General features: G+C 67.9%; 22 protein-coding genes, 3 pseudogenes and 1 CRISPR repeat array. Of the genes and pseudogenes, 7 read left to right on the top strand and 18 right to left on the bottom strand.

What is annotated here, in order from left to right; all coding sequences use genetic code 11:
* Window positions 1–415: 415 nt before the first annotated feature.
* The 5 genes and pseudogenes from ACFZBB_RS19995 to ACFZBB_RS20015 form a co-directional block, all read right to left on the bottom strand.
* Entirely contained in the window at window positions 416–1,219 is an 804-nt protein-coding gene (locus tag ACFZBB_RS19995) for a tyrosine-type recombinase/integrase (RefSeq protein WP_391123994.1), read from the bottom strand.
* The gene (locus tag ACFZBB_RS20000) at window positions 1,126–1,392 is read right to left on the bottom strand and encodes a hypothetical protein (RefSeq protein ID WP_391124700.1); all 267 of its coding nucleotides are present in this window, start codon (window positions 1,390–1,392) and stop codon (window positions 1,126–1,128) included. Before ACFZBB_RS20000 ends, ACFZBB_RS19995 begins: the two co-directional genes overlap by 94 nt.
* 45 nt (window positions 1,393–1,437) lie before the next feature.
* Window positions 1,438–1,689 (bottom strand): annotated as a pseudogene (locus ACFZBB_RS20005) (transposase); the annotation flags it as partial.
* A 62-nt stretch (window positions 1,690–1,751) separates the two neighbouring features.
* Entirely contained in the window at window positions 1,752–2,117 is a 366-nt protein-coding gene (locus tag ACFZBB_RS20010) for a hypothetical protein (protein ID WP_391123996.1), read from the bottom strand.
* Between the two features lie 360 nt (window positions 2,118–2,477).
* Window positions 2,478–3,068 (bottom strand): DUF4240 domain-containing protein, encoded by a 591-nt coding sequence (locus tag ACFZBB_RS20015; RefSeq protein ID WP_391123998.1) that lies wholly within the window; start codon window positions 3,066–3,068, stop codon window positions 2,478–2,480.
* 366 nt (window positions 3,069–3,434) lie between these two features.
* On the opposite strand from ACFZBB_RS20015, the gene ACFZBB_RS20020 reads away from it, so the two are divergent.
* The 3 genes and pseudogenes from ACFZBB_RS20020 to ACFZBB_RS20030 form a co-directional block, all read left to right on the top strand.
* Entirely contained in the window at window positions 3,435–3,719 is a 285-nt protein-coding gene (locus ACFZBB_RS20020; protein WP_391124000.1) for a transposase, read from the top strand.
* A 58-nt stretch (window positions 3,720–3,777) separates the two neighbouring features.
* Window positions 3,778–4,302, top strand: a pseudogene (locus ACFZBB_RS20025) (IS701 family transposase); the annotation flags it as partial.
* A gap of 89 nt (window positions 4,303–4,391) precedes the next feature.
* A pseudogene (locus ACFZBB_RS20030) lies at window positions 4,392–4,631 on the top strand (transposase); the annotation flags it as partial.
* A gap of 204 nt (window positions 4,632–4,835) precedes the next feature.
* On the opposite strand, the gene ACFZBB_RS20035 reads toward ACFZBB_RS20030, so the two are convergent.
* From ACFZBB_RS20035 to ACFZBB_RS20070, 8 genes are all read right to left on the bottom strand, one after another.
* A complete protein-coding gene (locus ACFZBB_RS20035; protein ID WP_391124002.1) occupies window positions 4,836–5,789 on the bottom strand; it encodes a thiopeptide-type bacteriocin biosynthesis protein in 954 nt (317 codons plus the stop codon).
* An 11-nt stretch (window positions 5,790–5,800) separates the two neighbouring features.
* Window positions 5,801–6,940, bottom strand: coding sequence for a lanthionine synthetase LanC family protein (locus ACFZBB_RS20040; protein WP_391124004.1), 1,140 nt, complete (start codon window positions 6,938–6,940; stop codon window positions 5,801–5,803).
* Entirely contained in the window at window positions 6,937–9,942 is a 3,006-nt protein-coding gene (locus ACFZBB_RS20045) for a thiopeptide-type bacteriocin biosynthesis protein (RefSeq protein ID WP_391124006.1), read from the bottom strand. The genes ACFZBB_RS20040 and ACFZBB_RS20045 overlap by 4 nt, the downstream gene beginning before the upstream one ends.
* Window positions 9,943–10,044: 102 nt before the next feature.
* On the bottom strand, window positions 10,045–10,245 hold the full coding sequence (locus ACFZBB_RS20050) for an FxLD family lanthipeptide (protein WP_391124008.1): 201 nt from the start codon (window positions 10,243–10,245) through the stop codon (window positions 10,045–10,047).
* 42 nt (window positions 10,246–10,287) lie between these two features.
* Complete coding sequence (gene fxlM / locus ACFZBB_RS20055; RefSeq protein ID WP_391124010.1) at window positions 10,288–11,535, bottom strand: methyltransferase, FxLD system; 1,248 nt, start codon at window positions 11,533–11,535, stop codon at window positions 10,288–10,290.
* A 43-nt stretch (window positions 11,536–11,578) separates the two neighbouring features.
* A complete protein-coding gene (locus ACFZBB_RS20060; protein ID WP_391124012.1) occupies window positions 11,579–12,103 on the bottom strand; it encodes a DUF6907 domain-containing protein in 525 nt (174 codons plus the stop codon).
* A 141-nt stretch (window positions 12,104–12,244) separates the two neighbouring features.
* A complete protein-coding gene (locus ACFZBB_RS20065) occupies window positions 12,245–12,562 on the bottom strand; it encodes a DUF6415 family natural product biosynthesis protein (RefSeq protein WP_391124014.1) in 318 nt (105 codons plus the stop codon).
* Between the two features lie 83 nt (window positions 12,563–12,645).
* Complete coding sequence (locus ACFZBB_RS20070) at window positions 12,646–13,200, bottom strand: ATP-binding protein (RefSeq protein WP_391124016.1); 555 nt, start codon at window positions 13,198–13,200, stop codon at window positions 12,646–12,648.
* Between the two features lie 161 nt (window positions 13,201–13,361).
* On the opposite strand from ACFZBB_RS20070, the gene ACFZBB_RS20075 reads away from it, so the two are divergent.
* Both ACFZBB_RS20075 and ACFZBB_RS20080 read left to right on the top strand, forming a co-directional pair.
* A complete protein-coding gene (locus ACFZBB_RS20075; protein WP_391124018.1) occupies window positions 13,362–14,717 on the top strand; it encodes a hypothetical protein in 1,356 nt (451 codons plus the stop codon).
* Between the two features lie 442 nt (window positions 14,718–15,159).
* Window positions 15,160–15,624, top strand: coding sequence for an SMI1/KNR4 family protein (locus tag ACFZBB_RS20080; RefSeq protein ID WP_391124020.1), 465 nt, complete (start codon window positions 15,160–15,162; stop codon window positions 15,622–15,624).
* 124 nt (window positions 15,625–15,748) lie between these two features.
* Here ACFZBB_RS20080 and ACFZBB_RS20085 read toward each other — a convergent pair whose 3' ends face one another.
* Window positions 15,749–16,126, bottom strand: a complete 378-nt coding sequence (locus tag ACFZBB_RS20085) for an FG-GAP-like repeat-containing protein (protein ID WP_391124022.1) — start codon at window positions 16,124–16,126, stop codon at window positions 15,749–15,751.
* A gap of 263 nt (window positions 16,127–16,389) precedes the next feature.
* Here ACFZBB_RS20085 and mobF point away from each other — a divergent pair, with 263 nt between their 5' ends.
* On the top strand, window positions 16,390–17,604 hold the full coding sequence (gene mobF, locus ACFZBB_RS20090; RefSeq protein ID WP_391124024.1) for a MobF family relaxase: 1,215 nt from the start codon (window positions 16,390–16,392) through the stop codon (window positions 17,602–17,604).
* A 26-nt stretch (window positions 17,605–17,630) separates the two neighbouring features.
* Here mobF and ACFZBB_RS20095 read toward each other — a convergent pair whose 3' ends face one another.
* Both ACFZBB_RS20095 and glnA read right to left on the bottom strand, forming a co-directional pair.
* Window positions 17,631–17,780 carry a hypothetical protein gene (locus tag ACFZBB_RS20095; RefSeq protein ID WP_391124026.1) on the bottom strand — a complete coding sequence of 50 codons (150 nt, stop codon included), beginning with the start codon at window positions 17,778–17,780 and terminating at the stop codon, window positions 17,631–17,633.
* A 54-nt stretch (window positions 17,781–17,834) separates the two neighbouring features.
* Window positions 17,835–18,169: direct repeats of the CRISPR family, unit length 29 nt; unit sequence GTCCGTCCCGCAGGCGCGGGGGTGAACCG.
* Between the two features lie 245 nt (window positions 18,170–18,414).
* The gene (glnA, locus tag ACFZBB_RS20100; protein ID WP_391124028.1) at window positions 18,415–19,824 is read right to left on the bottom strand and encodes a type I glutamate--ammonia ligase; all 1,410 of its coding nucleotides are present in this window, start codon (window positions 19,822–19,824) and stop codon (window positions 18,415–18,417) included.
* Between the two features lie 241 nt (window positions 19,825–20,065).
* On the opposite strand from glnA, the gene ACFZBB_RS20105 reads away from it, so the two are divergent.
* Window positions 20,066–20,533, top strand: coding sequence for an RDD family protein (locus ACFZBB_RS20105; RefSeq protein WP_188283232.1), 468 nt, complete (start codon window positions 20,066–20,068; stop codon window positions 20,531–20,533).
* An 81-nt stretch (window positions 20,534–20,614) separates the two neighbouring features.
* On the opposite strand, the gene ACFZBB_RS20110 is transcribed toward ACFZBB_RS20105, so the two are convergent.
* Window positions 20,615–21,304, bottom strand: a complete 690-nt coding sequence (locus ACFZBB_RS20110; RefSeq protein WP_355334356.1) for a DUF4191 domain-containing protein — start codon at window positions 21,302–21,304, stop codon at window positions 20,615–20,617.
* A 31-nt stretch (window positions 21,305–21,335) separates the two neighbouring features.
* Entirely contained in the window at window positions 21,336–21,542 is a 207-nt protein-coding gene (locus ACFZBB_RS20115) for a hypothetical protein (RefSeq protein ID WP_188283230.1), read from the bottom strand.
* Window positions 21,543–21,698: the final 156 nt, after the last annotated feature.

Consider the following 21,698-nt stretch of genomic DNA (forward strand, 5'->3'; position numbering starts at 1 on the left):
GGGCCCTGCGCGGCGGGGGTGGCCGGGGGCCAATTGCCCGGCCTCCTGCCGGCGGGGGGGGGGGGGGGGGGGCCGGGCCCCCCCCGGGGGGGGGGGGGCCCCCCCGGCGCCGGTCGGTGGCACAGGCGGCGCAGGGCCGTCCGTCCCGCAGGCGCGGGGGTGAACGGGACACCAGCGCACATGCCCACCAACCGGACCGGTTTGTCCCGCCGTCGCGAGGGGGCCGGCGAGAGCGTCGGCGCTGGTCGGCGGCAGGCCCTCAGTTGGGCGACGTGCGGGGCCCCGTCACGCTCCGGGAGGGAGGCGGCGGGGCTCCGGTGCATCTCGTGAGGGTTGCCGCCAATGGGCGGCAGCCCGGGCTTAGATGTCGAAATAGAGCTCGAACATGGCTCTGACCTGGCCATACGGGGCCTCCTCAGTCGCCAGTCCACATTTGGTCCACATCGGGGCGCGCTCGCTCATGCGGCGGTCGGTAGCGGCGGCCAATCGCCTGCCGTGCCTTGTCGACGGCGCCGGTGACCCGGTGGACGTACATGCGGAGCGTGAACGCCGGGTCTTCGTGTCCCAGGAGGTCGGCGAGGGTGTAGACGTCCACTCCACCGGCTATGGCCTCGGAAGCGAAGAGGTGCCGGAGCGAGTGCATCATCTTCTCGCGGCACTTCTCCCACACGCGCCCGCGCCCAACCGGCTTGTCGTTGAGAGCTTCGACCAGGCCGATCGCTTCGAGTGCGGCCTTCCAGAGGTAGTTGAAGTAGTTCTTGTTGAGCGGCTTGCGCTCGCGCGAGGCGAACATCAAGCGGACGGTGACGGGCGGCCCGTCACTCTCCATCCAGGGCAGGGTGATCTCGACGGGTGGGAAGAGCCGTATGTGTTCGGCGAGGATGAAGGCGAGCTCGTCGCCGATGGGCACGTACCTGTCCTTCGGGTCCTCATCGGTTCCTCCCTTCGGCGGCGCGAACACCATCACGCCACGGTCGTGGGCGATCTGACGCTGTATGTGGACGACCTTCTCCTTGTGCAGCCAGTTGATGTCGTCCGGGCTGAAGCCGAACACCTCGCCTTGGCGCATGCCGATCCCGCGCCCGCAATCGACAGTCGCTTTGTAGGGGTCTGGAAGGTGGATCTTTATGCCTTCGGAGTCGTTCCAGTCGACGGCAAGATCCTTGAACCCCCGATCTGTCGGCGAGGCTTCACTCGTTGGACGGACCGAGAATCGCACGGGTTCTTGCGCACGACTTCGTCATCCACAGCCATGACGAGAATGGAGTTCAGGTGCGAGTAGATCAGGCCGGCTGTCCGTTCGCCGAGCGTCTTTCGTAGGAGCTTGATCCAGGCGACGATCTTTGACGGCGTAAGCTGCCGGATCTTGATGTCACCCAACGGCTCGATGATGTGGAGTCGAACCCGTGACTCGTACTGAGGTTTGGTCCGAGGGGGTCATGTCCCCTGTAGTGGTGTAACCGTGTCGGGTTGATCTTCAGGTGGGTAGATCTTGTCCATGCTGCCTTCGGGGAGGTAGCGGCGGGGGAAAGCGATCCATTCGTCGTGCATCTCGATGAGGACGGCGGTGGTGAGGCGTTCGAGGGCGTCGGGGTTGGGGAAGATCTGGACGACGTCGACGCGGCGCTTGATCTCCCGGTTGACCCGCTCCAGAGGGTTGGTCGACTGGATCTTCTTCTCACATGCACGATCACGCGAACCAAAGGTCTATGCCCGAGTTACCAAACACGCCCGCTGGGGCAAAACGCTCTTTAACTGCAGATGTGCTTGAAGGCACTTGCGCCGGGCCGGGCACGGAACTTCACCTCATGCCCGGCATCGTCGGCGAAGACGGCCTCCGTCTCGGACTTCAAGGTCATCGTGCCGCGCTGGGTAGGGTTGCCCCACCCCTCGGGCGGGTTTCCCGAGCCATCTGAGAGTGGGGTCTCCGCTTCGAAGTACGTCGAGCCGATACGGGCCTCGTCGATCCCGCAATGCGTATAGAGGTCGAAGGGAATCGTCCGGCCTGACGGTGTCGCCCGGACGGTGTCTGCGCCCTCGTCAGTCTGGGCACAGCCCGTGAGCACCCCAGCAGCCAGCGTGAGGGCGAAGATGATGTGTCCAGCTCTCTTAGTCATGGCCTTTCGACGCTCACGCCAAGTCGGCGGTTCCGCACCTCGCAGATGTGAGCCACGGGAGGGTGTCGTGCAGCGACGCCCATCGGCTCGGCTGGTCCGACTGGCGACGCTGCCACCAAGCCCGGCTCCGCCCCTGCGAGTACCAGCGGAAGGCCACTCAAGATCACGATCTACAGCTGGAGTATTAGTACTCCAGTGAGAGTTCTCCGTATGTGCTGGTCAGTGGCCTGGCGGCGGTGAGTGTAGCCGGGCCGATGCGGGGCCGGAGGCGGTTTCGCGGGGAGGTCGCACGAAGGTGTGTCCGCGGTGTTTGTAGTGGCAGCGGCGTGCGTGTGCTTGGTGCTGGCGGCGCCAGTGTGATCAGGATCCAGCACTGGAGTATTGGTCCAGAAAGATTCCGGCGAGGCGTGGCAGGCGGCGGAGCATCTCATCGCTGTCGGCAACGTCCCACCGAGCCCCGGCCAGCTCGGTGATAGCGCTGAGCGGGCCAGCTTCTGGGGAAGCCCCTAGCGCCTCGTTGAGCCCGTCCGGTTCACCGGTGAGACGTTGGTGCGCCCGGTGGGCCACCCCACTGAAGTCCTCGTTCCCGATGAGCACGTCCCCGCCGTCCCGCACCGCCGGATGGTCGGCGAGAGAGTCCGGATCCGCGAGCGCGCGCTCGTACCAGTATCGGCCGAGCGAGATGAGGCCCTCGCGGAAGTCCATAAATGCGTCGTCGGACCACCAGCCTTCGATGAGGAACGCCGCCGCCCACAGGTCGTATCGGTAGGCCTGGTCGCGCAGCTGCCACTGGCGCAGGGAGAACTGGACGATCTCGGCAGGCGTGCGGCTCGCAAGCCGCTCCTCGCACGCGCGCTCGATCGCGTCGCGCCGATTGTCGAAGTCCAGTTCCAGCGCGTCAACCTCGGCGCACGCCTCGCCTATCAGGGCCCAGAACTCCTCGACATCCATCACGGGCTGAGTATGCCAGGCGCTTCGAGACCCCACGCCTGCGGCACAACCGGCGCCAGACCGGCACACCGCCGGAGGACGGCCGTGCACACACGGTGGCGCCCCGGCGCCACCCCAAGCGCTGCGTTCAGGGGGGAGCGACCCACCGTTACACCGTTGATCGGAAATTCCCGCAGCGCCAGCGTGATCACGATCTACCGCTGGAGTATTAGTACTCCAGTGAGAGTTCTCCGTATGTGCTGGTCAGTGGCCTGGCGGCGGTGAGTGTAGCCGGGCCGCTGCGGGGCCGGAGGCGGTTTCGCGGGGAGGTCGCACGAAGGTGTGTCCCGGCGCATACGGTGGCAGCCCGGTGGACAGCCCACCGGTGTGCTCAATGATCTACTCGCGGAAGCGTGGGACCAGGAACTCGACGAACTGCTCCTCCGGATCGGTTCCCGCTTCGGCCGGGTCGAACCCCGGCGGCGGATGCGGGACTACGCGCGCGGGCTCCTCGGCCCGGTGGGCCGCAAGAACAGCCGGCAACTGGCCGAGTACGCAGGCCATACCGCCCCGCACCGGCTGCAGCACCTGCTCGCCGGTGCACGCTGGAACGCGGACCAGGTCCGTGACGACCTCCAGGCCTACGCCGCCGAGCGCCTCGGTGTTCTGTGACGGAGTCCTGATCATCGATGACACCGGCTTCATCAAGAAGGGCACGGTCTCCGCCGGCGTGCAGCGCCAGTACTCCGGCACCGCCGGCAGGACCGAGAACTGCCAGATCGGCGTCTTCGCGGCCTATGCCACCGCAAAGGGCCACGCCCTGGTCGACCGCGAGCTCTACCTGCCCAAGTCCTGGACTGAGGACCGCGAACGCTGCAAGGCCGCCCGTATCCCCGAGGACCGCGCCTTCGCCACCAAGCTCGAACTGGCACGGGACATGGTCCGGCGCGCTCTCGCTTCGCCCCTGCCGATCGCCTGGGTCACCGCGGACTCCGCCTACGGCCAGGACTCCCGCTTCCGCCGCTTCCTGGAAGACGCCGGGCTCTCCTACGTCGTCGCGGTCCCCAAATCCCAGCAGATCCACGGCCCACGCATCGACCACCTCCTCACCCAGGCCCCGCCCGAAGCCTGGCGGCGCCTGTCCGCCGGAGCGGGCGCCAAGGGCGAACGCCTCTACGACTGGGCCGCCGCCCGCCTGCCGTCGGTATCGGAATTCGACGGAGACGAACCCACCCGCCAGCGCTGGATGCTGGCCCGCCGCAGCATCGCCAAGCCCGACGAGGTCGCCTTCTACCTCGCCTGCGCACCCCTGGACGCACCACCGCCGACCTCGTCCGCATGGCCGGCTGCTACCGGGGAACCGGCCTGGTCATCCCGCACCGTCGCGAACGCGGCCAGACCGAACTGCCGGCCTGGAAAGAGGAACACAACACCTCCCACCGCAAAGTCCGCGCTCGCGTCGAGCACACCTTCGCCCGTATGAAGACCTGGAAGATCCTCCGTGACTGCCGACTCAAAGGAGAGGGCGTCCACCACGCCATGCTCGGCATCGCCCGACTGCACAACCTCACCCTCGCCGGGTAATCGAGAACCAAGCAGACCAGCGGGCATGCCGTAGATCATTTACGGGACAACCCTTAGTGGGGGCAAGATCATGCCAGAGCGATGCTCGGTGCGTCGGGGGTTTTGAGGCGATCGGTTCCCTGCGACTGAACGGTTGGGTCCAGGATTTTTGGGGACTGTGACTTGCTATCCAGCGACTTCGCTGCGTAGGTCGTATCCGTCGCTTCACCTCCCAAGAGCCGTCTCTCTGGCGGCGCGGGACCAGATGGATTGCTGTCGGGCCGTGAAGCCCATTCGGTTCCAGTGGAAGATGAGGTGGCGCGCGAGGATGCCGCGTACGCCGAGGTTGAGGTGGCCGTTCTCGGCGGCTTCTGCCAGAGCCTGTCCGCTGAGTTCGAGGCTTGCGATCCATGGGCGTACGGGGGCGAGTGCGCCGGAGTCCAGGAGCGGGCGGGCGTCGGTGAGGAGGAGGCGGCGCATGGGGGTGACCATGGCGCTGACTTGCTCCGGGGTGACGGCTTCGGGGAGCGGGCGGAGGTCTTCCACGCGGGCCCATACGTCTCCTTGCTCGCCGTATTCCAGGTGAGTTGCGCGCATCAGCAGCGTCAAGGCCAGGAGGGAAGTGGTCTTGGCGTCCGGCATCTTCTTGTTGCTGTCTGCCGCGCTGTGGAGGTAGTCGAGCACGCCGAGGCTGTCGGTGTGGAACAGCTCGTGGGCGAGCGTCATCCCGACCGGACCGCCGAAGGCGGTGGTTTCTGGTTCGTATGCGGTGGAGGACCAATCGGTCGTCACGCCGCAGGAGACGGACCGGTCAAGTGCGGCGGTGACGTGCCTGATGGCGTCTTCGGTGGTGGCGTCGGGTGCCGGGTGGTAGCGCAGTCGCCAGTGGGGGTGTTTGCGTACGAACCACCAGGCGCCGACTGGGCCGGTGCGCAGGGCGGGCGTGAGGTGGGTGTGGAAGGCCCGGTGTGCGGTGGGGTAGTCGGCGAAGTGGATGTTGACCTGGTGCCAGCCGGAGGGTTGGGCGTCGAGGGCGGCGCGGCCGGCGGCACGGTAGCGCTGGACCGCTTCGGAGAGGTGGGCGAGCGTCGTGTCGGCCGCGCGGGCGGCTTCTTCGACGGGCGTGCCGGCGAGGACGGCCAGGACGGCGCTCTCGGTGCGGTTGGCGTTGTGCGGCACGAGGGTTCCTCTCAGGTCAGCAGGAGGCAGGCGTCCCACTGTCCCTGGGGCGCGGAACCGGATTCGATGTCCTGGAAGCTGAGGGCGGCGCCGACCCTTCCGACTAGGAATCCGTCCTCCGGCGGAGGCCCGGTCGCCAGGAACTGTTTGGCGATGGTGTCGAGGTGTTGGGTGAAGTCGGTTGGGTCGTCGGCGTCTTGGGCAACGCGCTGGACGGTCCGGAGGAGGCCGCCGACCCCGTGGCACAATCCGCGATCGGTCATAGTGCCGAGTGCGACAGGATCGGTCAGGCAGTACAGCAGAGCCTGCTCGGCCATCCCCTTGCCGTCGCCGTCGCCGAGGGCGATCGCCGCGAGTTGCTGTGCACGGACGAGCCCCGGGGTTCCGTAACACCAGGACGGCGTCGAGGGGGGTGCGGGTGCGGGTCCTCCGTCGCTGATCCATCGCGGCCAGCGAAGGCGGCCGTGGTCGCGTTGCCGGATCTTGTCGAGCCATCGGCAGATCCGGACTATGGCTATCTGGTGGCCGTCCACGGTGATGCCCGCGCGCTTGGCCAGGGCGAGGAGGGCGAGGGGGCCGGTGATGCCGTGCGCAAGACCGGCGTTCGCGTGTCCGCCGGGGGTGGCCGTCGTGTCGCCAGCCGGGGCGTGAGCGACCCACCACCCGGGCCGGGGCTCGCCGTTGATGGGGTCGGTGACGGGCTCGGTCAGGCGGACGAGGTACTCCAGGATGCCCTTCAACTCAGCGCCGCCGGGCGCCCGGCGCAGGAGGAGGGCGCCGATGCCGGTGAGGCCGCGGAACAGGTCGTACTCGGCGAACGACGGCTGCCGTCCGGCGTCGATACGGGCGTGCGCCGCGGCCAGGCGGCGGTTGGTGTGCCCGGCCACGATGCCGTCGAGGGTGCTCAGCGCGGCGCCGTATCGGTCGGTGCCGTCGGCGGCAAGGTGCAGGACGAAGGCCATCGCGGGGGCGCCGAGGAAGAGGCTGGCGTCCCGGCCGTCGATCAGCGGGCCGACTCCGGCAAGGACGCGCTGCACGTCGTACCAGTCGCCGACGCCTCGGCGGGCCCGCTCGATAGACAGCAGAGCGATACCGAGCGGGCCATGTGCGAGGGACTGCCGAGAGGACAAGGAGGGGTCGGCGGCGGTCACCGGGGTGCACCTTGGGAACGAGTGGTCCAGGACAGGGCCGTGGCGCGAGCCGTACGGCGGCAGGTGGCTTCGGCGTCGGGGTCGATGCCCGCGACGCGGTTGTGGTGCATGTGGAGCAGGGACGGCAGGACTTCGGCCGGGGTGATCCCCTGGGCGTGGAGTGCCTGGCGGTAGCGGGCGAGGGCCTCGCGTCGTTCCGTCCAGGCGTCCCGTACGGAGTCGCCTCCGGCGAAGTCGACCAGGACGGGCTTCGGGTCGTCGTCGGCGGTCAGCCGCAGGGCCAGAGCCTGCGCGGGACGAGGTGCCGTCGCGCCGTCGCTGCGCAGCAGGTGACGGACCAGCCAGTCGTGTCCGGCCGACGGAGACCCGAGCAAACCGCAGGCGATGTCGACGTACGACGCCGCGGTGACTCCGGGGTGCAGGTCGGCCGGTACGGCGAGTCGCATCTGGGCCAGGGCGGCGGTCGAGTCGGCGGCGAAGTACGTTTCGGCGGCGGCGAGCGCGGAGCCGGTGCCGTAGCGGCCGGTCTCGGGCTGATCCGTATCCCACTGCACGCGCTGCACCAAGCCCTCGTCTCGCAGCCCAGCCGCCCACGCGGCCACCTCGCGCGTGACGGCGCCGAAATCGTCGGGGCTGGGCAGCCGCAGCCGTATCCGCAGGTGTGCGTCGGGGTCCGCGTAGCGGATGAACCACGACTCCGGGACGGTCTCCAACTGCTCAAGCAGCCGGGGAAGATGAGCGGTGAGCACTTCCGGGACCCGCGCCTCGTTGCCGTAGAGCTTCAGATATGCCCAGTCCGTCAGCCCCGGCATCCGCGCGGTGCCGCGCACGTACGTGGCATCGCGGGCCGGAGCCGGCGCGGGCTGCTGGTCGGCGGCGAACACCATGGTCACTTCGTGGGCATGGCCGATCCAGCCGAACGCGCTCTCGTCCGGGGCCTCGTGGAGCACAACAGCGCCGCGGCGGTCGACCTCTGCCTGCAACAAATCACGATCGGAGGCCAGGTCGAGGTCGAGGCGGAGCTGCCGGTCGTCGGAGCCGACGTACACGGTGCGCGGAACGCCGTACCGGATGCGCCAGTTGGTGAAGCGCACCGTCCAGGAAGCCGGTCCGCCGAGGTCCCCGGTGCGCAGCCGCCAGCAGGCGGCGGACAGGATGGTGCGGCCGTACCGGACCTCGGGAAGGAAGGGGAGACGGGCCGCGGCACCCCAGGCAAAGGGGATCAGGATCGCGGTGTGGGAGCGGTGCAGCTCGCACAGGAATCGCACCAGCGGGTGAGTCGCGGTGCTCAGCTCGACGGCGTTCATCACGGACGGCTCGACGATCCGCCCGGAGGAGAGGGAGACGAGGTAGAGCCGTCCGGCGTCGGCGGCCACGCCCAGGTCGTCAAGGTCGAGCGTGGCAGCCGGGTTGTGCTCGCCGACGGCCACGGCCTCGGGGGCGAGGAGAGGGGCCCGGCCGACGTTGTGCGTCCGGTGCTTGAGCGGCGGTGCGGAGATCTGTGCCCGTACGGCGCCGTCGGTCAGTGTCGGCAGCGCGGCGTAACCGGCTGCCACCCGGGCGAGTTCGGCGGGTTCCAGCATGGGCAGGAAACGACCGGTGAGGGTGCCGGCGGCCAGTGACAGGCCGGCGGTGGAGAGGTTGAAACGGCCCTCCGTCAGCGCGCGGGCGGATTGCGCGAGCACGCCGAAGCACAGCTCGACGTGAGCGGGGACTTGAGTCGGCTCGCCGAGGGACAGCGCCTCGACGTCCTCCTCGGTGAGGACGATCTCGCGCTTGTCGGTGAGCGCCGCGTCCTGTGCGAGCGCGAGGAGGTGCTCGTCACGGGGAGTCGTCGCGAGGGTAGGACGGGGCAGGACGGTGCCCCGGAAGCCGACGGGGAAGCCCAACCCGGTGTCGGGGTCGGTCAGTTCGCGTACGGGAACGACGGTGCCCATGCTGTAGCGCTCCAGGAATCGCGCCCGGTAGTCGTTCCACGCGGGGGAGCCGTCGGGGTACGGCGTGATGCGGGCCATCACCGTCAGGGCGCGCTCCGCCTCCCGGACGACCTCGCGCGGCAGGATCACGTCGCAGTCGGGGCGGACGTTGACCATGAGTGGGCGCTCGGTGACGCGGGTGACCGCCGTCATCGCATCGGTCGCCTTCGCCCGCAGGAGCGGCTGGTCCCCGGCTGGGGCGTGGTCGTGACGGTTCAAAAGCCGGTGGATCGAACGGAGTTGAGCGGTCCTCGGCTGCGCGGCACCGGCCTCGTCGAGCCGCACGATCAGATGGCCCAGCGCGTCCGTACACGTCATCGGCGGCTGGAGACTCGTCAGCAGGACGCGGTGCGCGACAAGGTCGCGGACCATCTCCTGGACGACGGCCTTCGGGGTACTGGGGTAGCCCCCGTGGAGCTTGTCGATCAGATCGCGGCCGCGGATGGGGGAGCGGGCGATGTCGAGCGCCGTCTCGGCGGCGCGGGTCCGCCGCAGGCTGGTGTCGGTGGGTCCGTCCTCGCCGGGCTGGTTCGCAACGACGATCCGGGCCCCGCGGACGGTGCACGTCGGGTCGGTCACGACCGTGAGATACGGGAGTACGGCCGGATCGTGTTCCAGAGCGGCGGTGATGTCGCGCAGCCAGGTGGCGTCGGCGGAGGCGTAGGCGCGGTGCGAACTGCCCCAGCGGACATGCGCTTCCTGACCGATGCGTACGACGGTCGGGCCGGCGAAGAGACCGAACGGGGTGGCCCGATACTGCATTCTCAGCAGATAGCGGGCCAAGGCCCGCCCGGCCCGCCGGACACGTGAAGGACGTGCCGTGCCGTCGATTGCCGAGCGGACGGCGGTCGCGAGCGAGGGCGCCGCGTGGTCGATCGCGTCCGCGCGAGCGTCGTCCGCCCAGACGTTCTCCATCCATGTGCGGACTTCTTCGACGGTGGCGCTCTCGCCGGGCCAGGAGGGCAGCGTCGGGGTGAGCGGAAAGAGCGACACTCTGATCATGCTCACGTCAATCTGCTGATACATCTGTGCTCCTTGAGATCGCCGGGCCCGGGGGCGGGCGAGCCGGTATGTGGTCCGCCCGCCCCCAAGCGCCTGGTCGACCGCGGGTGTTGACGCCTTGTCGGATCAGCCGCCGATGCAGGTGCTGTTCGAACAGGCGGAGGCGCACGTGGCGGTGCAGTTGTCGCTGGTGTCGTTCAGCAGTGAGCCGAGGACCGGAGCCGAGGCGATCGTCTCGATGTTCAGGTCGAAGTCCCCGCCGTCGGCGTGGAAGTCCGTCGCCGCCTTGAGGACGGTGCCCGATGTGTGGGTGATCTGCGGTGCCATCTCGTTCTCCTCCTGGGAGGTTGTAGGGATGTGCTGCCTGGCCTACGGCCAGGTGATCGTGATCCGCGAGTGCCGTCGCTCGATGCGTCGGCCGCCGGCGGGAAGGCGGTCGTCCGGCGTACCCGCCGGGTAGACCTCGATGTGCGCCCGGTCGCCGCGGTGGTCGCGGTCCCAGATGCGGATTTCCTCGGCCAGGCGCTCGGCGAGCTGCCGTCCGTGCGGGCCGTGCCCGATCGCGCCCAGCTCGTAGCGGTCCTCCGCGTCGGTGGCGCGCACCGTCCGGTAGGCGAAGCTGCCGCCGTCGACGAGCGCGGGAATGCCGAGAGGCGAGGCCGAGGTCACGAGCCCGCGCTTACGCGCCCCGGGCTTCGCGGCCAACAGGGGGAGGTTGTCCAAGGCGGTCATCAGCCACAGGTCCAGATGTTCGTTGGACTCGTCACCGGCCAGCGTCACCCCCGACCACTCGGTGGCCCGCGGCGTCGTGAGGGCGTGGGCGAGAGCGGCAGTGTCCGGCTCGGCGTGCCCGTCCAGACGGAGACCGACCTCTTCGCCCTCCACGTCGTGAAGGACCGCCAGGCGCACCCGGTTCTCTCCGACGCCCTGCATGGGCACGAATCCGCACAGCTCGAACCCGTCGCTGACGAGCCGGTCGCCGTCACGCACGAAGGCGACCGTGCGGGTCATGCCGCGCATCCGCAGCGGTACCACGAGGCGCCCGCCTTCGCGGAGCTGCTCGATCCAGGCCGGCGGGACGTCGGTGGCCTGGACGGTGGCGACGATACGGTCGAACGGCGCGTGGTCCGGTGCTCCGCGCTCCGCGTCGGCGGTGACGACGGTGACGTTCCGGTAGCCGGTGGCCTTGAGGAAGTCCGTGGCGCGGTCCGTCACCTCGGAGTCGATGTCCATCGTGACGACACGGCCGTTCTCGCCGACCATCTCCGCGAGGTAGGCGGCGTTGGGGCCGCCGGAGCCGATCTCCAGCACGGTCATTCCCGGATCGATGTCGGCCTGTTCGATCTGCATCGCCTGGATGCGAGGCGCGGACACCGAACTGACATCGACTCCGTGCTCGTCGGTCTTGGTCACCGTCGCGACTTCGGCCTGGTACGTCCTGGCCATGTCCGCCTCGGGGGTGGCCAAGTGCCGACGGACGGTACGGAAGGCGTCCGCGACCCTCGGGCTGCGCGCCGCGCCGAGCTCGATGAGTTGCTGCACCAAGGCATCGCGCAACTGCTGCTCTGCCTCGGTGGGTCGGTCGATGTTGGTCGTCACGTCTGGGACGCCGTCCATACGGGATTTCCTCTCGGTGAATCGTGGGCTTTCAGCAAGGCGCTCAGCTTCTGCCGGGATGGTGGGCGGACCAGTCCTCGCGGGCCGCGATGAGCGCGGGCCGAACCACGTCGGTGAGGAGGTCGGCCTGGGCGCGGAGCTTGGTGGCGACGTCGGCGACGCCGTCGGGGTCGAGGCCGGGGATCCACCGTCCGGGAACGATGTGGATGTTGACGACCGGTTCGCGCTGGGCGGGGTCCGGGTCGTAGGGGTTGCAATCGATCGCGGCTTCGAAGACGGCCTCCTCCTCGACCTGGCTCGTGGAGGGCCAGGTCGCCATGCCCACGATCTGGCCCTCGTACAGGGCACGGTGGCCGATCTCGGTGAGCCGCAGCGCGAGTGCATCCATCGGGACGTCGATCTCGCTGGGATCGTCCTCGGCCCAGGCGGGAAGGTAGCCGGATGTGGTGAAACCGTTGACGGTGGTGATCGTCCAGGCCCCCGGCGTACTCCAGGGCGCGGGCTGCCGACCACGATCCTCGGCGGCGATGACCGCCGAGTTTCGTTCCTCGCTGATAGTTGTCTCCATTCGTAAAAGCTGGTGCTCCGGGCCCGCGTATGCGATTTCAAAGGTCGTCTTCTTGCGGCGAGAAATGCCGGAGACGACTGGGCTTCGACGCCGGATGCTCGTCCGGATCGGCACAGAGCCGGGGCGCCTTGGCCTCGGCCCCTACGGGCTCCGGCTCGGCGGGTAGCCCACACAGCAGTGGTCGAGCAGATCCTGGACGGTGAGCGCGAGACGCCGTACGTAACCCAGACCGTGTGCAGCGCCACTGGAATCGGCTTCCTCAGCAAGGCGGTGAACTCGTGCCGCCGGCTCCGGGCTCATCGGAGGATAAATCTGCTGAGCCATGATCAGAAACCGATCGAACGCACGCGACAGGCGCACTTCGAGACCGGAAATCTCCTCCTCGGAGGGGCCGGAGAACTCCCCGAGCGCCGCTTCGAGGTCGTCCAGGACGGTCCCCAGTAGCGGGGGCTCGTCCATCCTGTCCGTCCCCGCCGAGCTGCGCAGTAACCGCAGAATTCGGACCGTGACGGCGTCGTCGTATGGGGCGAATACTGGCGTGCTCATGCCGATGCCACCGCCCGCCAACCAGGCCGGGCCGGCTCCCGTAGTAGCGGCTGGAGGTGACCGCCGCCGGACGGTCCGTTGGAAGCACGGCCGAGTGCCGAAGCGTCGGCGGGCAACTGGAGCTTGGCCCAGACGAGCTTTCCCGGCCGGTCGACGGCGAGCTGAAAGCCCCAGCGGCCCTCGGTGAGTCCGGCCACGAGGTGCAAACCGCGGCCGTCCTCCGAGTCGTCGGACGGCGGTCGCAGCAAGGGAGGGTTCCGACTCTCGTCGTAGACCGCGATCGCGAGCTGGTGCGAGGAGATCCACATGGTGAGGGAGCACCAGCCAACCTTGGGCTGCCCGTGAGCGGGATCGAACGGCTCGGCCGCGCCACCCGTGTGGCGGACCGCGTTGGCGACCAACTCATCGACGATCAAGGCGGCATCGCTCACCACGTCGCGCGGCAGTTCCCATCGCATCGATATGTCCATCGCGTGCTCACGGGCGTACCGGACGGCAGAGGGCTCGCAAGCCAAGCCCAGCCTGGTCTGGTGGACGTACATGCTGGCCATCGCTACCCTCCGTGTGCTCTCCGGTGCCGCGAGCGGGGGTGCCGCTCGCGATGACTGCCTGCACGCACTACGCAACCGTGTGCGCACGCAGAGCGGTACCGTTGAAGCGGCTTGCGAAGTGGAAAGCGTGGAAAGTTCGTCCACCCTCGGAGAGTGGCAGCATGGCTGAACACGAGCCGAACGAAGGCCTCAGAGCTCTTTTGAGCGAGGCCCGTTGGTCTCAGGTTGAATTGGCCGCAGCAGTGAACCGTGCTGCGGCTGAAGCGGGCGTTCCGGTGAGCTGTGACAAGAGCAATGTGAACAAGTGGCTCTCCGGCACGCGGCCACAGGCGAAATGGCGTCCGTTGATCTTGGAGGCGTTCGCCCGGCGCCTGGGCCGGCCGGTCACCCATGTCGAAGCCGGTTTACCGCCCTCAGTGGCCGAAACAGCGACTCTCGCCGCGCTGGCCATGCCCGAGGACACTGTGGAGGGACTGGTCACCATTGGGAGAGAAGACATGGACCCCTCTCGCCGCAAGTTCTTCACGACGACGCTCTATGCAGCCGCGCTGCCGATTCCGGCCTACGTCGACCTGGCGGGCCGTTCCGAGGCTCACGCGAGTGGACGTGCGACGCGGATCGGAGCGGGCGAGGTTGCTACCGTCCGGACGATGACCAATCGCATCGCGGACATTCTCGATGAGCTTGGCGGGGGGCATGCCCGCCCGATGGCTGCGGCGTTCCTTGTGAACACGGTCGCGCCGTATCTGCGGGCCGATGCGTCCGAGGCGGTACGCAAGGACATGCTCGCCGCCGCGTCCGACCTCGTGTACCTCACAGGCTGGATGGCCATGTACGAGAAAGAACACGGGCTCGGGCAGCAGTACTACGTGCAGGCACTGCACCTGGCCGCGGATGCCGAGGATCACATCACCTACTGCCGTACCCTTCGCGGCATGTCGCTCCAGGCCGCCAACCTCAAGCACGGGAAGCGCTCGTTGGAACTCGCTGACTCGGCCGCGGAGGCGGCGCCGAAAGCAGGTCCGCGTCTCCAAGCGTTCCTCACCGGACAACAGGCGCAAGGCGCGGCGCTCGTCAAAGACAAGCGCCTCGCTTTCTCGCGCCTCGCGGAAACGCAGACAGCGCTTTCGAAGGCGGACAACCGCCGTGACGCCATTGGTGGTTACGACCAGGCCGCATACTTTTTCCACGTGTCCAGCGTGCTCTACGCCCTCGGTGATGTGCCCGGGTCCATCGAGGCCATGCAGGACTCCAACCGCGTCCGGCCTCCGATCGAGAAGCAGGGACGGGCTCACGCCAATGGCTTGCTCGCGCAACGGCAGCTTGAGGTTGGCTATTTGGAGGCGTCCTGCGCCACTTGGTCCAACTTCCTTGACGACTATGAGCGCCTCTCCTCGTCGCGTGCTGATGAGCACTTCAGCGCCCTCAGGCGCCGACTCCGCCCCTATCTCAAGAACCATCAGGCACGCGAAGTTTATGAGCGAGCACAGGAACTCGCCCGCCAGAAGGTCGCGTAGGCGAGCCTGACGTCATCCGGGTGCGGAACAGGGGTTGGCGGGCTCCGGGACCAGAGGTCTTCAGCGCCGCAAACGGCAGTCGACCGAAGGGAGACGCCAAGGAGGCGGGAGTCGGTATTGCGGCCGGGAGAGAGATGCACCCTCGGGCGTCCGGGACGCCGGACGAGATCGGCAACAGGCTCGACGGGCTTTTCATGGCCGTGGGGAACGGTGACAGGATGGGCAGTCATGGTGTAGGCGTGACGGAACGATATGTCGAGTCACTGACCAGGGGGAGAGTCTCACGATGGACCCAAACGCTCAGGCGATCGTCGAGAGGCAAGTGACTGATGCGTGGCAGCGCATCGAGTCCTGGCTTCACCGGAATGCTCCAGCAACTTATGAGGTCCTTCAATCTGGAGCTTCGGAGGATGCGATCACCGTCTTTCAGTAGGCGGTTGGTGTGCGTATCCCGCCGGATTTGAAGGCATGGTGGCGGCTCACTGCGGGTGTGTCAGCGGAGTCGGGCAGGTACGTTTCCTTCATGCTGGGGGAATGGGCTCCGATGCGCTTTGATGGAATCATCGAGGTCTACCGCATGCTCTTAACACAACAGCACGAGACAGGCAGTGAGGAGCTCTTGCTCTGGCGGCCAGCCTGGATTCCGATTTGTACCTACGGTGCTTCTGATTTTACGTCGGGTTTGCTGCTGGATGCCGAGACGGGAAAGATCCGTTATTGGAGCGGGTACGGGGAGCGCAGCGTGAGATTTGAGTCGCTGTCTGTCTACCTGGAAGAGATGGCGGATCTCCTTGAGACTCCTGCGATCAGTGATGGCGCAAAGCCCGGTTTGTGGAACGGTGCTCTCATGTGGGGGCCGCCGGTAAGTGCCGATGAGGCTGCTCAGTGGGTCGAGTTCACCGGCTGAATCTTCCAGGTGCGATTGGCTTCCCCGTGACGTGCGCGTGGAAAGCGATCCCTCTGAGCCCCGCGGTACGGCTCACCGCCCCGGAACCGGGACGGCTGCCGCACCGCGGGCCACTGAGAGAGTGTCAGAAGAGCAGGTCGTAGCGGTTCCAGCCAGTTCCCACCTGGGCCTTGGGCGCCCATACTCCTGGGGCGCTCCCGGTGCCTTGGTAGAGGTAGAGCTGGCCGTTCGTGTCACGAGTGACCAGGTCCGGTTTGCCATCGCCGCTCCAGTCGCCCACCCCGGTCATGGAGTCGTAGACGCTCCAGCCGGAGCCAATCTGGACGCGCGTGGCGAACGGCCCGGCGGCGCTGCCCGTGCCTTTGTAGAAGTACAGGACGCCGGCGGTGTCGCGGGCGATCAGATCGGCCTTGCCTCTTGTGCCGCCCGAAGCGCTGTGGCGCGGGTGGCGGAAATTCGTCCACTCATGGCGGCACCATAACGGAGAAATCCCTGATGGCAAACCCCTCGTAGTGCCTATGGGGAGAATATGAGAAATAGCGAGAGCCGCTGAGAGGTGAAGCAGTGAAGAGACTCGGCGGCAGCCAATTCTGAGCCGCCTGACCTGCATCGATCAGCTCACACATGAGATCCCAGACACCCCTTGCAGATATTCTGAGCATGGCCCGCTGCGCGGGGCTAAGGTGCTCGTGTGATCAGGGAGGAGCGAGTCAGCGGAGCGCGAATAGCGTCGTTTCCCCGGCTCGGATGGAATTCACTGGTCGGGTGTTCGCCGCGATGATGACCATCCACAAGCTCACGTCCGGGACGGGATACACCTACCTGACGCGGCAGATCGCGGGCGGCGACGTGCCACGTCAGGCGGGCCAGTCGGCGGCCGACTACTACACGGCCCAGGGGAACCCTCCGGGACAGTGGATCGGCCGGGGTGCCCCGCTGCTGGACCTGCACGAACAGACCGTCACCGGGAGCCAGATGCGTCACCTGTTCGGCCTGGGCCAGCACCCGGAGGCGGACCGGATCATCGAGGCATACCTGGCAGCCAACGTTCGCGCGGACGTGAGTGATCACCAGCTCGAAGCTGTGCGGACTGCCGCCATCGACGCCGCGAAGCTTGGCCGCGCGTTCCCGCAGTACCAGGCGCTGGCGCCGTTCGAGGGGCGCGTCGCTCAGCGCCTGGCCACCCACATGGAGCAGGCGCGGCGCGATCCAACGCGGGCTGAGGTCAAGAAGATCCAGCGGGAGGAGTCCACCCGGCAGCGTGCCGCGGTGGCGGGGTTCGACGTCGTCTTCGCGCCGGTCAAGCCAGCGGCTGTGCTGTGGGCCTTGGACGACCGCGAGAACGTCCGGGCCGCCGTGCGGCAGGCCCACGAGGCAGCTCGGGATGCGGCGTTCGAGCTGCTGGAGGAGCATGCCGCGTTCACCCGGACCGGTAGTACGGGGCAGGCGCAGATCGAGACGAAGGGTCTGATCGCAGCGGCTTTTGATCACTACGACTCCAGGGCGGGCGACCCCAACCTTCACACCCATGTCGCCGTCTCCAGCAAGGTCCAGGGCGTCGACGGGAAGTGGCGCTCGCTGGACGCCCGAGCGCTGTACGCGATGACGGCGGCGGCGAGCGAGTTCTACAACTCGCGGTTCGAGGTCGAGCTGTCGGGCCGCCTCGGTGTCACGTTCACCGACCGCCCGAGCACGTCGGGGCGCGAACCCGTACGGGAGATCACCGGAGTCCCCGGCGAGTTCATCACGCACTTCTCCTCCCGGCGTACCGAGATCGAAGCCCGCTACGAGCAACTGCTCCGTACCTACCGGGCTGAGCACGGCCGTGACCCGTCCAAGGGAGTCGCGCATCAACTGGCGCGGCAGGCCAACCTGGACACGCGCGAGGGCAAGAAGGCCGCCCGTCGCTGGCCGAGATGCGCGCGGCATGGCGCGGATCGCTCACGGACGCCTTCGGCCCCGAGGCTGTTCAGCGCCTGATGGACGCCGTGCCTCCCGCTCCGCGATCAGCACTTGAAACGGCGGACCAGGAAACGTACGAGGCGGATGTCGACGCCCTGGCCGTGCGCGCCGTCGCCGCCGTTGCCGAAGAGCGGGCGACGTGGACCGTATGGAACGTCCGTGCCCAGGTCGAGCGGCTGGCCCGCTCCGAGCACTCCACCAGTGACCCCGAACAGCACCTCTTGGGCGCGGTGCAGGGAGTCCAGGGCGTCCGTCCCGCAGGCGCGGGGGTGAACCGAACTCGGACCAGTTCGCCACGTACGCGGCCCTGTCCGTCCCGCAGGCGCGGGGGTGAACCGTTCGCGCTGGCCGCCAACGTCCCCGGCAGGGAGTCCGTCCCGCAGGCGCGGGGGTGAACCGATCGATCTCGCCGAGCAGCGCGCCTCCCGGCTGTCCGTCCCGCAGGCGCGGGGGTGAACCGGGGGCAAGCTGGTGGGAGAAGTATCACGGCCTGTCCATCCCGCAGGTGCGGGGGTGAAGCGTCTTCGGCCTACACACCGTTGTCCCCGGCCGCCGTCCGTCCCGCAGTTGCGGGGGTCCGGCGAGAGCGTCGGCGGCAGGCCCTCAGTTGGGCGACGCACAGGAGCCCCGTCACGCTCCGTGAGGGAGGTGACGGGGCGCCTGTGAGGCCCTGTCAGCTGATGAGTGGTCAGCTAATTCGCGTCCCGTTCCACATTTATTACACATGAGGACGAGGACGGGTGAGGATCAGCGAGAGACGCTGAGAGCTGTTTTCGCAGCTCAGAGGGCATCTATCGGTGACAGTCGCAGCTGAGCGTAACCCCGGGCTTAGATGTCGAAGTAGAGCTCGAACTCGTGGGGGTGCGGGCGGAGCTGGATCGGGGCGATTTCGGCGGTGCGCTTGTAGTCGATCCAGGTGTCGATCAGGTCGGAGGTGAAGACGCCGCCGGCCTGGAGGTACTCGTTGTCGGCCTCGAGGGCGTCGAGGACGGCGGGGAGCGAGGTGGGGACCTGGGGGACGCTCGCGTGCTCCTCGGGGGCGAGCTCGTAGAGGTCCTTGTCGATCGGCTCGGCGGGCTCGATCTTGTTCTTGACGCCGTCGAGGCCCGCGAGGAGGAGGGCGGAGAAGGCGAGGTACGGGTTCGAGGACGGGTCCGGGGCGCGGAACTCGACGCGCTTGGCCTTCGGGTTGGAACCCGTGATCGGGATGCGCATCGCGGCGGACCGGTTGCGCTGCGAGTAGACCAGGTTGACCGGGGCCTCGAAGCCGGGGACCAGGCGGTGGTACGAGTTCACCGTCGGGTTGGTGAAGGCGAGCAGCGACGGCGCGTGCTTGAGGATGCCGCCGATGTAGTAGCGGGCGATGTCGGACAGGCCCGCGTAACCCTGCTCGTCGTAGAAGAGCGGTGTGCCGCCCTGCCACAGCGACTGGTGGACGTGCATGCCGGAGCCGTTGTCACCGAAGATCGGCTTGGGCATGAAGGTCGCGGTCTTGTTGTTGCGCCACGCGACGTTCTTCACGATGTACTTGAAGAGCATCAGGTCGTCGGCCGCGGCGAGCAGCGTGTTGAACTTGTAGTTGATCTCCGCCTGGCCCGCGGTGCCCACCTCGTGGTGCTGGCGCTCGACCTGGAGGCCGGAGGCCTCCAGCTGGAGGGAGATCTCGGCGCGCAGGTCGGCGAAGTGGTCGACCGGCGGGGCCGGGAAGTAGCCGCCCTTGTAACGGACCTTGTAACCGCGGTTGTCCTCGACCGCACCGGTGTTCCAGGCCGCGGCCTCGGAGTCGATGTGGTAGAAGGACTCGTTCGCCGACGTCTGGAAGCGGACGCTGTCGAAGACGTAGAACTCGGCCTCGGGGCCGAAGTACGCGGTGTCGGCGACGCCGGTGGAGGTGAGGTACGCCTCGGCCTTCTTCGCCACGTTCCGCGGGTCACGGCTGTACGCCTCGCCGGTGATCGGGTCGTGGATGAAGAAGTTGATGTTGAGCGTCTTGTCCCGGCGGAACGGGTCCACGCGGGCCGTCGAGAGGTCGGCGCGCAGCGCCATGTCCGACTCGTGGATGGCCTGGAAGCCGCGGATCGACGAGCCGTCGAAAGCAAGCTCATCGGTCGGGTCGAACGTCGAGACCGGGACCGTGAAGTGCTGCATGACGCCGGGCAGGTCACAGAACCGGACGTCGACGAACTTCACGTCCTCGTCCGTAATGAACCGGTTGACGTCGTCGGCGTTCTGGAACATCCCACTCCTCCTAGGCCCGGCCCCACGGGTCGGGTTGGCAACTCGAGGCGCGCCAGTGCGGTGGCGCACACTGCCCCGACCATAGGGATCAGGGATTTCTCCAGCATGACCCATTTGTTTCCGAGGCGTTAACCGCGACGCCGGGGCGACACCCGGGCAGCGCCGTACGGGTGGGCGTCCGGAAGGCCCCGTCCGCGACCGCGCTGTAGGGCCGCGGACGGTGCCGGGTTACCGTGGTCGGGTGGACAACAGGGATGCAATCGGATCGTGGCTGTCGGGCCCGGGTGCCGCCGCCGAGCAGATGGGCGTGGAGTTCGGCTACCGCGGGCAGCGCCTCGGACTGCCGGAGAACGGGCCGGGTTCCATCGCGCCGGTGGGGCGCCGCGTCGTGGCGCTCTTCATCGACTGGTTCCTCTGTCTGCTGATCGCATACGGCCTGATCGCGCACCGTGACGCCGGCAAGTCCAATACCTGGACACTCGTCGTCTTCGGCGTGGTCAGCGTCGTCCTGCTGCTGACCGTCGGCACCACCTTGGGCAAGCGGCTGATGGGCCTGCGCGTCGTACGCCTCGACGGCGGCCGTCTGGGAGCCGTCGCCGTCGTCATCCGTACGGCGCTGCTGCTGCTCGTCGTCCCCGCCGTCATCTGGGACCGCGACACCCGCGGCCTGCACGACAAGGCCGCCAAGTCCGTACAGGTACGGATCTGACCCAGCCGAAGACACAAAAAGGGGGTCCGGGGACGCTGCCCCCGGACCCCCTTCGTACAACGACCTCCGTGCCCCGACCGCCTAGCGGCCCTTCGGCATCCGCATCCCCTTGGGCATCGGGCCCTTCGGGATCGGCATGTTGCTCATCAGATCCCCGAGCGCCCGCAGCCGGTCGTTCACCTCGGTCGTCTTCGGGCCGGACAGCACGCGCGGCAGCTTCAGCAGCGTGGTGCGCACCTTCTTCAGCGACAGCTCGTCCGGGCCGTTGCCGACGATGAAGTCGTGCACCGGCACGTCGAAGACGACCCGGTTGACCTTCTTCTTCTCGGCGGCCAGCAGGCCCTTCACGCGGTTCGGGTTGCCTTCACCGATCAGGACGACACCGGCCTTGCCGACGGCGCGGTGCACCACGTCCTGGCTCTTGTTCATCGCGACGGCCGGGGTGACGGTCCAGCCGCGTCCGACATTCTGCAGAACGGCCGCAGCGGCGCCCGGCTTGCCTTCGAGCTGCCCGAACGCGGCCTTCTCGGCCCGGCGGCCGAAGATGACCGCCATCGCGAGGAAGGCCAGCAGGAAGCCAAGGATGCCTGCGTAGATGGGGTGACCGATCAAGAAGCCGAGGGCGAGGATGACACCGAAGGTGACGATTCCCACAGCCGCAACGACAAGCCCGACCTTGGGGTCGGCCTGCCTGGTCATCTTGTAGGTCTGGACGATCTGCTTCAGTCGTCCAGAATTCTCGGGGTTCTCGGGTGTTTCCTTCCTCGCCATGCCGCTCAGGATACGCGAGGGGGGTGCCCGCTCAGTCGTTGAGGGCGCTTCCCCGTGCGGCGCTCACAAGGGCGTCCATCTCGTGCTGCGCCTCCCGCCGGTCGCGGGCCCTGCGGCGGTCCTCGACGACGGCTGCCCAGGCGTTACGGCGGGCTGTCTGCTGCCCACCGCGCAGCAGAAAGGACTCCACGGCGCGCAGCGCCAGGGCCGGACGGATGTGCACGGACTCGGACGGCATGGCGTCCCCCTCATATGCGGCTGAGAGCTGAGAGCTGAGAGCTGGGAGCAGGAAGGTGCGGGGCGGTACGTAAAGCGGGGCGGTACGTAAAGCGGGGCGGTACGTAAAGCGATACGTGGAGCGGTGCTGTGCGGGGCAGTACGTGATGACGCGCGT

The organism is Streptomyces sp. NPDC008139, from assembly GCF_042957025.1.
Taxonomy (GTDB): Bacteria; Actinomycetota; Actinomycetes; order Streptomycetales; family Streptomycetaceae; genus Actinacidiphila.

Bases quoted from the DNA above. Each gene is read 5' to 3' on its own strand.
- ACFZBB_RS20050 (WP_391124008.1), bottom strand. From the start codon at position 10,245: ATGGCACCGCAGATCACCCACACATCGGGCACCGTCCTCAAGGCGGCG.
- ACFZBB_RS20070 (WP_391124016.1), bottom strand. From the start codon at position 13,200: ATGGCCAGCATGTACGTCCACCAGACCAGGCTGGGCTTGGCTTGCGAG.
- ACFZBB_RS20060 (WP_391124012.1), bottom strand. From the start codon at position 12,103: ATGGAGACAACTATCAGCGAGGAACGAAACTCGGCGGTCATCGCCGCC.
- glnA (WP_391124028.1), bottom strand. From the start codon at position 19,824: ATGTTCCAGAACGCCGACGACGTCAACCGGTTCATTACGGACGAGGAC.
- ACFZBB_RS20115 (WP_188283230.1), bottom strand. From the start codon at position 21,542: ATGCCGTCCGAGTCCGTGCACATCCGTCCGGCCCTGGCGCTGCGCGCC.
- ACFZBB_RS20010 (WP_391123996.1), bottom strand. From the start codon at position 2,117: ATGACTAAGAGAGCTGGACACATCATCTTCGCCCTCACGCTGGCTGCT.
- ACFZBB_RS20075 (WP_391124018.1), top strand. From the start codon at position 13,362: ATGGCTGAACACGAGCCGAACGAAGGCCTCAGAGCTCTTTTGAGCGAG.
- ACFZBB_RS20110 (WP_355334356.1), bottom strand. From the start codon at position 21,304: ATGGCGAGGAAGGAAACACCCGAGAACCCCGAGAATTCTGGACGACTG.
- ACFZBB_RS20045 (WP_391124006.1), bottom strand. From the start codon at position 9,942: ATGTATCAGCAGATTGACGTGAGCATGATCAGAGTGTCGCTCTTTCCG.
- ACFZBB_RS20065 (WP_391124014.1), bottom strand. From the start codon at position 12,562: ATGGACGAGCCCCCGCTACTGGGGACCGTCCTGGACGACCTCGAAGCG.
- ACFZBB_RS20015 (WP_391123998.1), bottom strand. From the start codon at position 3,068: ATGGATGTCGAGGAGTTCTGGGCCCTGATAGGCGAGGCGTGCGCCGAG.
- fxlM (WP_391124010.1), bottom strand. From the start codon at position 11,535: ATGGACGGCGTCCCAGACGTGACGACCAACATCGACCGACCCACCGAG.